The 12,113-nt window shown below is 58.3% G+C and carries 14 protein-coding genes; 9 read left to right on the forward strand and 5 right to left on the reverse strand.

Annotated elements, in window-relative coordinates:
• Positions 1-4: 4 nt before the first annotated feature.
• Genes dbpB (B0G74_RS18890) through B0G74_RS18905 form a run of 4 tightly spaced genes read right to left on the reverse strand, consistent with a single transcriptional unit; the run spans position 5 to position 4,263 of the window.
• Positions 5-1,081 (reverse strand): DGQHR domain-containing protein DpdB, encoded by a 1,077-nt coding sequence (dbpB, locus tag B0G74_RS18890; protein ID WP_132376319.1) that lies wholly within the window; start codon positions 1,079-1,081, stop codon positions 5-7.
• Positions 1,078-2,373, reverse strand: a complete 1,296-nt coding sequence (dpdA, locus tag B0G74_RS18895; RefSeq protein WP_132376320.1) for a tRNA-guanine transglycosylase DpdA — start codon at positions 2,371-2,373, stop codon at positions 1,078-1,080. Before dpdA ends, dbpB (B0G74_RS18890) begins: the two co-directional genes overlap by 4 nt.
• On the reverse strand, positions 2,370-3,563 hold the full coding sequence (gene dbpB, locus B0G74_RS18900; protein ID WP_243658227.1) for a DGQHR domain-containing protein DpdB: 1,194 nt from the start codon (positions 3,561-3,563) through the stop codon (positions 2,370-2,372). The genes dpdA and dbpB (B0G74_RS18900) overlap by 4 nt, the downstream gene beginning before the upstream one ends.
• Positions 3,499-4,263 (reverse strand): hypothetical protein, encoded by a 765-nt coding sequence (locus B0G74_RS18905; RefSeq protein ID WP_132376321.1) that lies wholly within the window; start codon positions 4,261-4,263, stop codon positions 3,499-3,501. The genes dbpB (B0G74_RS18900) and B0G74_RS18905 overlap by 65 nt, the downstream gene beginning before the upstream one ends.
• A 902-nt stretch (positions 4,264-5,165) precedes the next feature.
• On the opposite strand from B0G74_RS18905, the gene tnpB reads away from it, so the two are divergent.
• The 9 genes from tnpB (at position 5,166) to B0G74_RS18945 (ending at position 11,185) form a co-directional block, all read left to right on the forward strand.
• Positions 5,166-5,516 carry an IS66 family insertion sequence element accessory protein TnpB gene (gene tnpB / locus B0G74_RS18910; RefSeq protein WP_279388612.1) on the forward strand — a complete coding sequence of 117 codons (351 nt, stop codon included), beginning with the start codon at positions 5,166-5,168 and terminating at the stop codon, positions 5,514-5,516.
• Between the two features lie 156 nt (positions 5,517-5,672).
• Entirely contained in the window at positions 5,673-5,804 is a 132-nt protein-coding gene (locus tag B0G74_RS47480; RefSeq protein WP_279388599.1) for a hypothetical protein, read from the forward strand.
• Entirely contained in the window at positions 5,797-6,240 is a 444-nt protein-coding gene (locus B0G74_RS18915) for a hypothetical protein (RefSeq protein WP_132376323.1), read from the forward strand. The genes B0G74_RS47480 and B0G74_RS18915 overlap by 8 nt, the downstream gene beginning before the upstream one ends.
• An 80-nt stretch (positions 6,241-6,320) precedes the next feature.
• Positions 6,321-7,295: a DUF932 domain-containing protein gene (locus B0G74_RS18920; protein WP_132377002.1), complete on the forward strand. Its 975-nt coding sequence runs from the start codon at positions 6,321-6,323 to the stop codon at positions 7,293-7,295.
• Between the two features lie 70 nt (positions 7,296-7,365).
• A complete protein-coding gene (locus B0G74_RS18925) occupies positions 7,366-8,361 on the forward strand; it encodes a lambda-exonuclease family protein (protein ID WP_132376324.1) in 996 nt (331 codons plus the stop codon).
• Between the two features lie 66 nt (positions 8,362-8,427).
• Positions 8,428-9,339 (forward strand): phage capsid protein, encoded by a 912-nt coding sequence (locus B0G74_RS18930; protein WP_132376325.1) that lies wholly within the window; start codon positions 8,428-8,430, stop codon positions 9,337-9,339.
• Complete coding sequence (locus B0G74_RS18935; RefSeq protein ID WP_132376326.1) at positions 9,336-10,388, forward strand: hypothetical protein; 1,053 nt, start codon at positions 9,336-9,338, stop codon at positions 10,386-10,388. Before B0G74_RS18930 ends, B0G74_RS18935 begins: the two co-directional genes overlap by 4 nt.
• Positions 10,389-10,514: 126 nt before the next feature.
• Positions 10,515-10,862, forward strand: coding sequence for a hypothetical protein (locus B0G74_RS18940; RefSeq protein WP_132376327.1), 348 nt, complete (start codon positions 10,515-10,517; stop codon positions 10,860-10,862).
• A 32-nt stretch (positions 10,863-10,894) separates the two neighbouring features.
• The gene (locus B0G74_RS18945; RefSeq protein ID WP_347814518.1) at positions 10,895-11,185 is read left to right on the forward strand and encodes a hypothetical protein; all 291 of its coding nucleotides are present in this window, start codon (positions 10,895-10,897) and stop codon (positions 11,183-11,185) included.
• Positions 11,186-11,648: 463 nt separating this feature from the next.
• Here B0G74_RS18945 and B0G74_RS18950 read toward each other — a convergent pair whose 3' ends face one another.
• The gene (locus tag B0G74_RS18950) at positions 11,649-11,954 is read right to left on the reverse strand and encodes a hypothetical protein (protein ID WP_132376328.1); all 306 of its coding nucleotides are present in this window, start codon (positions 11,952-11,954) and stop codon (positions 11,649-11,651) included.
• Positions 11,955-12,113: the final 159 nt, after the last annotated feature.

Raw genomic sequence — 12,113 nt, forward strand, 5'->3', positions numbered from 1 at the left:
ATGGCTAGGAGTTCGCAACTAGACGGTGTTGACGAAGCGCTCGCTTCATCGACCGGACAAGATAGTTGGTGAGCAGGTCAATATCGCTTGGGGTGTTCTGAATGCCGTTCCAGGGACGCTCATCATTTGGTGCGAGACGCCACTGGCCGCTAGTCCACGATGTGTATTCCTTTAGTAGCACAAGGCCATGTTCGAACTCCGCCTGCGTGGTTGCTCCTTCGCTGGAGTAAAGAAACTCCATCACGAAGCCCATCGCCACTAGCCCGGCTCCGTGTCGCAAACGCGAGGTCTTCGGACTCATACCGATCCATTCGCTGCCGAATACCTCGGTAACTGCCCCAAAAAACGCATTCACGAAGTCGTATGCGCGATTCTCGAAGTCGCCATCTTTGATGAACTCGCGAATAGCGCCGTCCGACGCCGAGTTCATAACGACCTTCTGCATGGCCGTATCGCTCAGAACCCCCTTGGGATTGGTGTGCTGACGTATCTCTCCTCGAAGCGCCGAGTTACGCGAGAAATTCAGTCTGTCGACGATGCGTGCAGCAAATTTGCGAGCCGTGAATCTTTCCGGCAGACCTTCGACGTTCGGCAGCAGTTCGTAGATCAGCGTCTTGGGCAAAGGTCGCGTGTTGTTGACTAACACGAATTGCTGACGCAGTTCGTTGTAGTCCTTGCAGATCAGCGCCGACACGAAAACCTGAAATCCCGGCTTCGTGATGCCCGCCAGCGCGCTCAGCCGCTGCTGACCGTCCACCACGAAGCCCGGCTTACTGTCGGCCGCTTTGATCTCGATATCCACCACGCCATCGCTTCTGTCCTTGACCTTGACGCCACCGATAAACGCGACAATCAGCGCGTTAGGCAGTAGTGCATCTTCGCGTCGAAGATAGTCTCGAATCTCCTTAATGTGCGAGGCTATCTGATGTCTCTGAAAGCCACGCAGTTCCCCACTCTCCTCGCGCCCGACTCGCTCGATTTCCGAGAAAGCCAATATCTGCTCGGGCGTGGCGGCAAAAGTGAAAACATCATGTTCCGCGGCTTGCGACGCGCGAATGGCCTTGAATCGATAGACACTCACCGGTGCTTCTCCAGGGTACGTTGTACGTGCTTGTGGTAAACGCCCAGATTGTGAAATCCACGACGCTTGTTTCGATTGCTCGAACGGAAAATAATGACCTCGACGCCAGCCTTGTTGCAAATGGAACAGTTGCAACGCTTCCACGGCGCGTCTTCCAACGTGCGTTCAACCAACGCCCGCATCTTCATCAGATCTTTGTAGTGAGCCTCGGGCGACACACTGTCCGCGAGCGTGAGGAACTGTTGATAGTCCATTACCGCGTCGAGCGCTTCTTTCACCTTAACTCCACCGCTGTCGAACCGACGTAGCGTGGTGAGCGCCTTTTCCTCGCGACGCTGCAAGTCTTCCGAACTGAGTACGCCACGCTTAATGCCTTGCATCAGTCTAGCGTTTTCAATAGCCTGTGGAATGCGAATGGCGGCGTAGTAATCCAAGCCGCCTTTCGGCGAGTCGATGTAGTAATTGGCCTTTGCGTCCTTGAACGCACGAATGAGCGGCGAAGTCGAATCGAAACTGGTGATCCCGAAGTTCGTAAACTCGTGAATTGTGTCTGCCTTGGCGAACCCGAGAAGATGAATCTTGGTTTCTGGCTTGATCGCGCTTCGTAAGGCATGCAGCACCTGTTTGATGACATCTACCTTAAGCGGAACGAGACCTCCGATGCCAAGATAGCGGTAGCCCATCCTCTCCAACTCCACCGCCGCCGCGGCCATGCTTCGGGGTGACCACCCTTGGACCGCACCAAGCGGTTCGAACGCATGCCCTTCGGACGCTGTGAGTTTGATGAACTCCTGCGCGTTGGCAAGCGTGATTTCGTACCGCTCGACAATGCTCCCGTCAATGTCGCTCGCGGGCGGATTATCGGTCAGGCAGTCAAAGATGATGTGGTCGGGGGAAACCCCGTGTGTAAAGCCTGCGTCGAGATAGAACTCGACTACTTCATTTGGAGGGTACGCAGGAGTCTGGTTGTCAGCGTACGCAAACGCGCCACAGTCGCCCATCACCATTGCATCCTTGAATGGCGCTCCACCATAGCGAAGGAACTTACGCACGCCATCGCGCAACATGCGTTGCTCTTCAGCAGTCGAATAACGAACCTTCGATTTTGGAACGCCAGCCGCTTGGCGGACCGCGCTCATCGCTACAAGGAGGCCATCGTACGGAGCCGGAGTCATCAACTCGTGCGCGTACATGTCATCCCAGTAGCGGCGACGACCGGGTGCGTTGCGATCGTTAATAAAGTCGTACTCGGGATCGACGTAATCCTGAGTGTCGGAGTAAAGGAATTTCATTGTTTCATCGAACTGGTGTAAATCTGCACCAGTGTGTCTTGGAGTCTTCTAATATCGCGCGGGACGCTCTGGATCTCATTCCACGACACGCCGAGCGCCTCCCAAGTTCCATTGGTCCAGCGGCAAGCGGGCGCGACTTTCTCAAGTTCTTTGCGGACTGTTTTATAGTCTTCGCTCTGTCCAGCCAAGCGGGCGTAGATTCTATCCATCAATACGCCCATGGCTTCGATACCCGCTGAGTGCATAAGCCTGCTGCGTTTCGGGTCAACTCCCCAAGCATCAGGAAAGACATCGCGTACAGCTGACCAGTATGTGATGAGGATCTTATACATGCCGCCGACATCTACGCCTTCCCGTCCCAATCCCTTGTAGGGCGCCAACGCACCAAGCGGATTGTTCATGCTATTGCGTATCATGGTAATGATCGCGGTATCCGTAATTACGCTGACATTGCTACTTTTCTCCGAGATGCGCTTAATAAGCTTGTGAAATGGTGACTCCGGATCACGATTAAGCAGACTACAAATCTCCGACGGTACCTTCCGCGCGCTCAGTTCTCGCGGCAAAAGAATGCTACGTGTTTCAGGTAGTAGTTCGTTGATCAAACGCGTCGGCAAGGGACGCGCCTTATTAACTAGAATGAACTGCTCACGCTGAACTTCCAAGTTATCCGAGACAAAACCGACGACTGGTACCGGAATGCTCCTCCTTCCCGCTTGTGCCAAGGCTAGCGAACGCTGCTGACCATCGACAATCCATGCAACCCGTCGCCCCTCGTCATAGACAGGGATCGTCAAAGTACCAGCCTGCGCAATTCCCTGATCTCCTGTGGGCTTTGTACCGCGAGCGGCGGCGAAATGAACTGCCGGCGACATCGCAAGGATGATCGCGTTCGGAAATAGGACATTGCCCTGATTCAAATAGTCAACGATACCTTTGACGTGGGTTCGAATCTCCGGTCGCTGAAAGCCTTTCAGGACATCCGATTCGTCGCGGTCTACCCTCGATATGTCCGCCACCTTTACGATGTCTGACCCATGAATGAAGAAAGCATAAACATCCAGGCCTTCACCCTGGGTCGTACGCAGTGCTCGCACCACGATCTCATTCCTAGCCATGCCGACGTTAGCCCTTTGTGTCGAGTTCTTGCTGGAGTTCACACCAAAGACCGCGAAATCGCCCTTGTTCACACGCAACCAACTCTTCATCGCGCAGGTAACGCAGCAATCGTGTTGATGCTCCATCAAACCGGCGCCAGTTCTTTCGTAGAAGCGCCAGAATTTCTGCATCGGTTTTCTTTTCCCGTACGGGAACAACGGGCTTCTTCAAATTCCGCATTGCATTCGCCACAGTTGCCCTAGCCTCTTCAGTGGAGAGTCGATGACCGCCCAGCACTTCGATGAAGTGGCGCAACGCCCGCTGCGCGAAATCAGTTCGCGTACCCGCGTAGGCCGAACCCTCCAGGCGCTCGTCGTACGGCAGAGCGACGTGGCGAACATTGTCAGGCAAGAACGTCCGACCATGACCCGAGGTGACAATGCGAATCCGGCTGATTTGGGTTTTGGTCAGGGAAGCCAGATCCTGAGCGATCAGGGCGACGTAACTTCCCGGCAACGCGAAGAGCGCCAGGGCGTCCGGATGTCGGTCAAGCAATGCTGGAACAGAATGCTGGCCTCCCAACTCTGCCGTCAATGCTGCCCACCAGTCACTCGGCTCTTTACCCAACTGGATGAGCAAGGGTTTTAATGAATTCGTACCCTCGGAGACCGTCAGGTCGTACGACGGGATACGATCTGCGGCATCAACCACGCCGAGTCCCGCGGAGATGATGTGTAACGTGCCTTTTAGAGTCGCAGTTACGCGCTGCGCCTCCGTAAAGGCTCGCCCCATGTAAACGTCCCGAGCCTCACTCGACGGCCTTGCCTTCCGAACAGCTTTGGCCCAACGGGCTGCAACAGTGGCAAGCGGACCGCTCGTTTCGACTGCGGCTAGGGCGACACCTACGCCACTCTGACGCTTTCTGTTGGTGCAGTTGGTAACAACAATCGCTTTGTGCGCCATAACTGCACCCATAGTCAAAAAAATCCCCATCAAAACTGCACACCGAATTGCTCGATAGTGTCGCATTTTTCGGAGGAAAATTCCATATTTTCAGTGAGATACAGGGGTTTTAGTGATGGAGATGTGTAGCTCCGGCGCAACGGTGGGTGACGGAAAAGGTCGGAAAGGAGACCGCAATGAGTGATCGAACCAATGAGATCCAGAAAGCGCTGGGATCTGTGGCCATGCTGGAACACTTCGGTGCGCCAACGCTGGCTTCGATACCGGCAGGTGCACCACTTGGTTTTACGCTGTGAGCATAGCCTGGCGCTGAGACCGTGCTATCGTGCCAACGCCGCCTCTTGCTCGCTGCCCCCTAGTCGTGGACTGCTCAAATGACGGACATCCCTCTGGATGGATCAGCGGTCGATGTACGACTCAAAAAAAGGGCCAGAATCAGTGCTTCCAGTGCACCAAATATCCACAAAACAGTTTTCGTTTGTTAGTTAGAAGACCGAATAGATCATCATCTTGAGACGAAAAGGCTGACAGAAACCATGCTCTTAGGGGACCCGCGGGTCACATACGGTGCCGGTATTCTCATCGCCATTGCGCTCCCAGCGCTTGAATGATAGACAAGCCGCTTGCTTCTCGATTGCGGCAGGTCTCGATCCGTTTTACGACCTCATCAAAGGCAACCAAGGCGCGATTAATGGAGGGCCCGTTGTTCGCAGAACTGTTGGGTGGCTACGATGATTTGCATCGGGAAAGTGTGGTTGGCTGTTGATCTATGGGACATGCGCGCCGGTTTCGAAACCGCGCTGGTCAATGTAATCAAGCTGTTCGGCGTAGCGCATCCGCGCCACGCGCACTCGTTCATTAATCGCGGTGCCAACCGCGTGAAAGTATTGGTTCACGGCGACATCGGTATCTGGCTTGCCGCGCGCCGATTGCGTCAGAGGCGGTTCGCATGGACGAGCAGCGACGAGTCCAAACAGTACGCACTCACGCACGAACAACTGGCGGGCCTGGACATCGGGCTCCTTGCTCAGCGTCGGTCTTATGCACGTGACGGCTCTCCGTCCGACGGTCCCGTCGCGTGATCAGCATTTGCTGATGGTCGGCTAAATAAATGAGCCAGCAACTTCCCACGACTCAAAATTCTTTCAAACACATATCACCGCTCTGAGCACGGCCGTAGGCTGCCCGCTCCGCCCTCGCAATTCCGTGTGGGCGAACGAACATCTCTGGGAGCCGTGATGCCTAGCTACCCTTCTCCTTTTGAATTTCTGATCACCTTCGCCGTTATCTTCGTCGCCGGCGTGCTCACGTCGGTTGGCATGCGTCAATATGCCAACAAAATCCGGACGGAAGCCGCGGCCCATGAATGATCACCATCCGTTTGGTCCGTTCGACGAAGAAGAGGAACTGTCGCACTCTGGCCCGCCCCGACCTGACTCAAGTGAATTCCCGCACTGCCGTCCGGGCGCGGGCCTTGTTTATCCGTGCCCGCGTTGCCAGTCGCTGCTTACGGAACAACGTCACGTCGCACGGCGCATCGGTGGTGCAGTTGGCGCGGCGGCTGGTGCGACAAGCGCCGTCGCCATTGCGTTGTCTGGCGCGGAAGCCGGCGCCATGGCGGGCCTGATCGCAGGCCCGATCGGTGCGGCATGCGGCGGGGTGGCTGGCGCTATCCTCGCCGGGCTGATCGCCGGCGCCGCCGGTTGCGCGACCGGCGCGGCGTTTGGCGAAGCCTTGGACCAAAAGGTCTTCGACAACTGGCGGTGCCTTGCTTGCGGACGCACCTTCAGCGTTCAGCCACACTAACCACTTCACCGCCTCCCTTCATTCCCATCACCCGGCTTCGGTCGGGCTTTATGCACTCTGTTTTTGCAAAAGGAGTCTCCATGCATCTCGTTCAATCGATGGCTTACGTCGGCGAAACCCCGTGGCACGGTCTCGGCAACCAGCTTTCGCCGAAACAGCCAATCGAAGTCTGGGCAAAGCAGGCCGGCATGGACTGGAACATCGAATCGGCCGAGGTCCGCTTCGTGGCCGGTGTCACCAGCGCTACCGGCAGTCTCGGTTCTATCCACGCCTTTCCCGAGCAACGTGTGCTGTACCGCTCGGACACCAAGGAACCGCTGTCAGTCGTGTCGTCGAGATATCAGATCGTTCAGCCAAGCGAAATACTTGAGTTCTATCGTGACCTCACGGAAGTCGGCGGCTTTGAGCTGGAGACGGCCGGCGTGCTCAAGGGCGGCAGGAAACTGTGGGCGCTCGCCCGCACCGGCCAGTCGGTTTCACTCAAGGGCCGCGACGAGGTGAACGGTTACCTGCTGCTCGCTACTGCCTGCGACGGCACGCTCGCGACTACAGCGCAGTTCACGTCGGTTCGTGTCGTCTGCAACAACACTCTGGCAATTGCGATCGGCGACAACACCGGCGCCGTCAAGGTACCGCACCGCAGCCAGTTCGATGCGCAGGCCGTGAAGTGCCAGCTCGGCATCGCGATCTCGTCGTGGGACGGCTTCATGGCCCGCATGAAGGCACTGGCTGAATGCAAAGTCAGCGACACCGTCGCCGAAACATTCTTCCAGCGCGTGCTCACCTATCCGGCAAGCGGTCAGAACACGCCTGCGCCGACCACCAACGACAGCGCGATCAAGGCTGCCCACGCGCTGTATGCCGGTCGCGGCCGGGGCGCCACCCTGCCCTCGGCGTCTGGTACGGCATGGGGCCTCGTTAACTCAGTCACGGAGTTCGTCGATCATCAGCGCCGTGCGCGCAGCCACGATCATCGGCGCGACGCCGCATGGTTCGGCGCCGGAGCCACCCTTAAACAAAAGGCATGGGACGAAGCCATGAAACTTGTCGCGTGAGATTTTCCATTGCGGCATACAGCCCGGCCGGGATCTTCCCCGCCGGGCATTTTTCATTCTGGAGGTGTTCATGTCTCAACCCGAAAAGGCTGGACGTGGCAGGAACCGTCCGGCATTACGTCTCGTGGAAACGAGAAACCTCTCACGTAACGAATGGCTTGATGTGAGGAAAAACGGGATCGGCGGATCGGACGCTGCCGCAGCTGTGGGCCTGAATCCGTATATGAGCCCGCTCGAACTGTGGCTCATCAAGACCGGGCGCGATGCGAACCTGCCACGCCCCAATTCGGACGACACGACCGAACCCGTGTACTGGGGCACGCTGCTGGAACCCATCGTTGCCGCGTCATACACGAAGCAGACCGGCAACAAGGTCCGGCGGATCAACGCCGTGCTCCAGCATCCGACGATCCCGTTCATGCTCGCCAATATAGACCGTGAAGTCGTTGGCAATTGCGATGTGCAGCTACTCGAATGCAAGACGGCGGGCGAGTTTGGGGCTCGGTTGTGGCGCGATGGGGTGCCGGAATACGTTCAGCTTCAGGTGCAGCATCAACTGGCCGTGACTGGAAAGCAGGCGGCCGATGTCGCGGTGTTGCTTTGCGGGCAGCGATTAGAGGTGCATCGCATTGAGCGCGACGACGGGCTCATTGCCCGTCTGATCGAACTCGAGGCCGCGTTCTGGCATTTCGTGGAAACCGATACGCCGCCGCCAGCGGACGGCTCGGATTCGGCGGATCGTGCGCTGCGCTGTTTGTTTCCCGGTGCCGGCGGCACGGTCGATTTCACAAACGACCGCAAGCTGTCGGCAGCGTTTGCCGATCTGGTCGCCGTACGGGCCGAGATCGAAACGCGCCAGCAGGTCGAGGCGCAGTTGAAGCAGACCATTCAGCAGGTGATGGGCGAGGCCGACCAGGCACTGTTCGAGACAGGCTCCGTTTCGTACAAACGCAGCAAAGACGGCTCCGCCATCGATCTCAAACGGCTGCTCGCCGATCAGCCGCAACTTGCCGCGCGGTACTCACTCACGAAGCCGGGTTCACGCCGGTTTCTGATCTCCGTCTGATCTGGCGGCTCGCTGTACTGCCCCCCTTCGTTCCCATGCTGTTCTGTTTGCATTCAGGAGAAAGCCATGCTCAAAGGTTTGGCAATCACGCCGCCCGTGGTCGGGCGGATTTCCATCGGCCGTGTCGTCGAGAAGAACGGCAAAAGGCTTCCCGAGAAGGATGACCAGTTCACGATTACGACTCAAATCCACGGGCGGGACGGATGGCTATTGCACCCCTTGGACTCGGAATTGCGGAAGCTCTGCACCGGCAAGCTGAGGTCGATACCCGTGCGGTTTCTGTTTGCTGACCCAGATCTCAACCTGCGTGCCGAGTATTCGCTGTTCGAGCGAGAAACCGGCCGGCCGGTGTGCGTCGGCAACGGTGAGTCATGCCGGCGCGTTGGCAACGACGGCATCGAAACCCTGCCGTGCCCATCGCCGGACGGCTGCGCATTCGGCCAGAAAGGTAGCTGCAAGCCATATGGCCGCCTCAATGTGCTGCTCGGAGATGAAGACGAGACGGGCAGTTTCATCTTCCGGACGACGTCGTTCAACTCGATCCGGACGCTCGCCGCGCGCCTGCACTATTTCAGTGCTGTATCCGGCAACCTGCTGGCCTGCCTGCCGCTAGAGCTGAAGTTGCGTGGGAAGTCGACGACGCAAAGCTACCGGTCGGCGATCTATTACGTTGACCTCGGCGTGCGGACCGGCAGCACGCTCGAAGAGGCGATCATACAGGCGCGGGAACTTGACGCCCGGCGTAAGTCGGCTGGATTCGATCAGACGGCACTTGACGCGGCCGCACGTGCCGGGTTTGGCAACGGCGCGTTCGAGGAGAATGCGGAAGATGGTGCTGCGGTCGTCGACGAGTTCTATCCGGCCGAGGTTCCGAGTGGCGACGACAAAGGTAATGTCGAGACCGGAGCACCAACGGCTTCCGGCCTGAAGGCCCGGCTGGATCAACGGGCGGCGTTACTTGGGGGGAACGCAGCATGACCGCGTTACGCCCTGCCAAGCTTCTCGCCGTTACGGCGACGGGTACGGCGGTCTGCCTGTCAGTTCTGGCGGGCTGGCAGCGAGGCGGGACATTACCTGAGCGGGTCGTGTGGGTCGCGATCGGTGTGGTGCTCGTCGTCAGCGCGCACCTGCTACCCACGCTGTTACGCCGCACGCCGGTGAAGGTCCGGCTCATGGGTTACCTGTTATGGGGAGCCTGCATGGTCACCGCCTGCTACGGTCACGCAACCTTTTTCACGCTCGCGCAGCAGCATGCCGGCGATGTTCGTGCGTCCGCCGTGACTGACGACGTGACGGACATCGCGGCACGTCCGACACGCGCCCTCACGCCCGTCATGGAGGAACGGGCGACGGTCACGCGTGAACTCGCGCTCGCGAAAGTGCGGCACTGTTCGCGTGACTGCGCCGGACTGGAGGCACGTCGCGTCACGCTCGCCGCGAAAGTCGATGCACTGAATGCCGAAGCCGATGAAATCCGGCGACAGCAAGCCGGGCATGACCGCGTCATGGCAGTGCGTGACGCACTACGGGCCGATCCGGTCACGTCACGGCTGGCGACATTATTCGGCGTCAGTACGGCACGCGTCGATATGCTATCAGGGCTGGCTTTCGCGGCCGTTCTGGAAGGCGTCGCGTGCCTGTTTTGGACAGTCGCGCTTCGGTCGACGTCGCTACCGGCTTCAGTGCCCGTGGTGTCGGAAGCCATGCCAACCGAGGCCCCGCCAGTCGCGAACGTTTCTGTCATGCCTCAACAGCCAGTAACGGCGAGTCACGCAGAGGAGATCGTTAGTCGCGAAGCGGTCATGGGTCGTCATGCAGCGGTAACCGGCGGTAACCCTCCGCGCGACGATCCAGTCACGCCGCTGCCGGACGTGTCGTCGGATGGCGATGTGTCGCGACTCGTTGACGACATCGCGGCAGGTCGCGTACGCGCGACCGTCGCCGACATCCGCCGTTATCTCGGCTGCTCGCAGGCACGAGCCTCCGCCCTGCGCCGTCAGCTCGTCGAACTCGCCCCAACGAATTAACCCGGGCTTCTATCCCCCGACGACCGGTGCGCCTGCGTGCGCCGCCGGCTCTCCACGCCTATCAACGCCTCCCATCCGGCTCCCGCCGGAGGGGGCGTGCTCATCCATTGTCAGGAGATTCCCATCATGAATCAGGCCACGCGCCTCAGACCGCTCTTTCATCCCGGACGACTACTCGTCACGCTCCCTGCATTGGCAGCACTGCACACAAACGGCGTTCCCGTCATTAGCGTCATGCTGCGTCACATTGCTGGTGACTGGGGCGTAATTTCCGACGACGACAAAAAGCAGAATGATCTATCAATCGGAACGGGCCTGCGCCTGATCTCCCTCTATCATCTGCCCGACGGCACCCGGATCATCGTGATCACGGAATGGGACCGTTCCAGCACGACCCTCGAGAAGCTCGGTGAAATCGCGACCAGCGGTGACGCACCCTCATCATCAACGCCCGATCGCGAACGTCCTGTGTGACTCGCCGTCAGCCACGTGACGGGAACACGCGCATGAACGGGCCAAACGGAAACGGACCATGCTTCCGTTTGGCAAGCCGGCCATCACGCCTGCGGCTCAAGCCGCCCTCGACGCGGCGACTATTCCAGCAGTACGGCTGCTCGCGCGACGTAAACTGCGATTGGGGCGAACTGCCGATCGAGGATCTTGCGGCAAACAACCTTGCCTTGATGGCCGGTAGGCGCATTTTGTCGAATTACGCACTGCCGAGTGGCGAAAAAGTCTGGGTCATCACCGAGGCCGATCGCTCGACCACGACGATTCTGCTTCCTGAAGGCTACTGAACGCCAGCGTGGCTTGGCTGCGACCGGTCCCGTTCCCACGGTTCTCCAATGAGGCCAGGTGCACCAGATGGTGCGCCTGGCCAGATCCGAGAATCAAATTTTTTTTGATCTCTGGTTGCTTCGAGCGGCGCAAGCCGGACCCATCGCTGTCGTTTGCCGCAACTTCAAGCCAATCACCGGTCTCTCGAGGTCAACGGTCGCGGACTCCGACATCGAGACCCAGCGGATTAGCGACCTAGGCGAACCTCAGCCAGAGACTCCCTGAGAGACGCCTACGCTCCCGACAATGGCTTTGTGCCATTTGGCGAACAGATTCAACGTCAGCGCGGACGCGTGCTTCGCGCATTGCGGGAAAATATGGTGCAACAAAGTCGGTGATCGCAAACGCGGGGTTCATTTACGCCTCGGATCTACGTTGTCAATTGAATGGTCGCAATTCTGCCAACGCAAGCGTGTAGCGACATCAAATTACGTCCGTGACTTGGTATCGACCCACCTCGTTCGCTGTCGATGGGAAGAGGTACGCGATTTCAGAATCCCCGGCGGCCGCGTCATGAAGCTTCAGCGCAACGAGGATGACAACCGTCTCGGTGCCGACTTTAAGCTCCGTGCCTGAATCTGGCGTTCTCACCCAAGTATTGTCTCCTACAGGAAGGATACTCTTGGGATCTCCCGTAATAGTCCAACGCTCATCGTCGGTGACCGTAACCGCAACTTCCTTTTTTCCATCAGTGACGAACGTCATAAGCACGTTTGCAGCTGTAGCCATTGTGGCCTCCATAAAGAACCCATATAAATTCGAGCTACGATAATGATCTTCTTCTACGACCGTCGTGCTTGATGCTATACGTCCGTCCAATCAGTCGAGTCTGTCGTGAGCATCGAACCAGGAAGAATGCATCCGCCATTATTGTCAATCGCGTCTCTA

It is taken from the genome of Paraburkholderia sp. BL9I2N2, from assembly GCF_004339745.1.
Taxonomy (GTDB): Bacteria; Pseudomonadota; Gammaproteobacteria; order Burkholderiales; family Burkholderiaceae; genus Paraburkholderia.

Excerpts from the sequence above, each read along its gene's own strand:
- dpdA (WP_132376320.1), bottom strand. The coding sequence starts at position 2,373 with ATGAAATTCCTTTACTCCGACACTCAGGATTACGTCGATCCCGAGTAC.
- B0G74_RS18905 (WP_132376321.1), bottom strand. The coding sequence starts at position 4,263 with ATGGGGCGAGCCTTTACGGAGGCGCAGCGCGTAACTGCGACTCTAAAA.
- tnpB (WP_279388612.1), top strand. The coding sequence starts at position 5,166 with ATGATTTGCATCGGGAAAGTGTGGTTGGCTGTTGATCTATGGGACATG.
- B0G74_RS47480 (WP_279388599.1), top strand. The coding sequence starts at position 5,673 with ATGCCTAGCTACCCTTCTCCTTTTGAATTTCTGATCACCTTCGCCGTT.
- B0G74_RS18915 (WP_132376323.1), top strand. The coding sequence starts at position 5,797 with ATGAATGATCACCATCCGTTTGGTCCGTTCGACGAAGAAGAGGAACTG.
- B0G74_RS18920 (WP_132377002.1), top strand. The coding sequence starts at position 6,321 with ATGCATCTCGTTCAATCGATGGCTTACGTCGGCGAAACCCCGTGGCAC.
- B0G74_RS18925 (WP_132376324.1), top strand. The coding sequence starts at position 7,366 with ATGTCTCAACCCGAAAAGGCTGGACGTGGCAGGAACCGTCCGGCATTA.
- B0G74_RS18930 (WP_132376325.1), top strand. The coding sequence starts at position 8,428 with ATGCTCAAAGGTTTGGCAATCACGCCGCCCGTGGTCGGGCGGATTTCC.
- B0G74_RS18935 (WP_132376326.1), top strand. The coding sequence starts at position 9,336 with ATGACCGCGTTACGCCCTGCCAAGCTTCTCGCCGTTACGGCGACGGGT.
- B0G74_RS18940 (WP_132376327.1), top strand. The coding sequence starts at position 10,515 with ATGAATCAGGCCACGCGCCTCAGACCGCTCTTTCATCCCGGACGACTA.
- B0G74_RS18945 (WP_347814518.1), top strand. The coding sequence starts at position 10,895 with ATGAACGGGCCAAACGGAAACGGACCATGCTTCCGTTTGGCAAGCCGG.
- B0G74_RS18950 (WP_132376328.1), bottom strand. The coding sequence starts at position 11,954 with ATGGCTACAGCTGCAAACGTGCTTATGACGTTCGTCACTGATGGAAAA.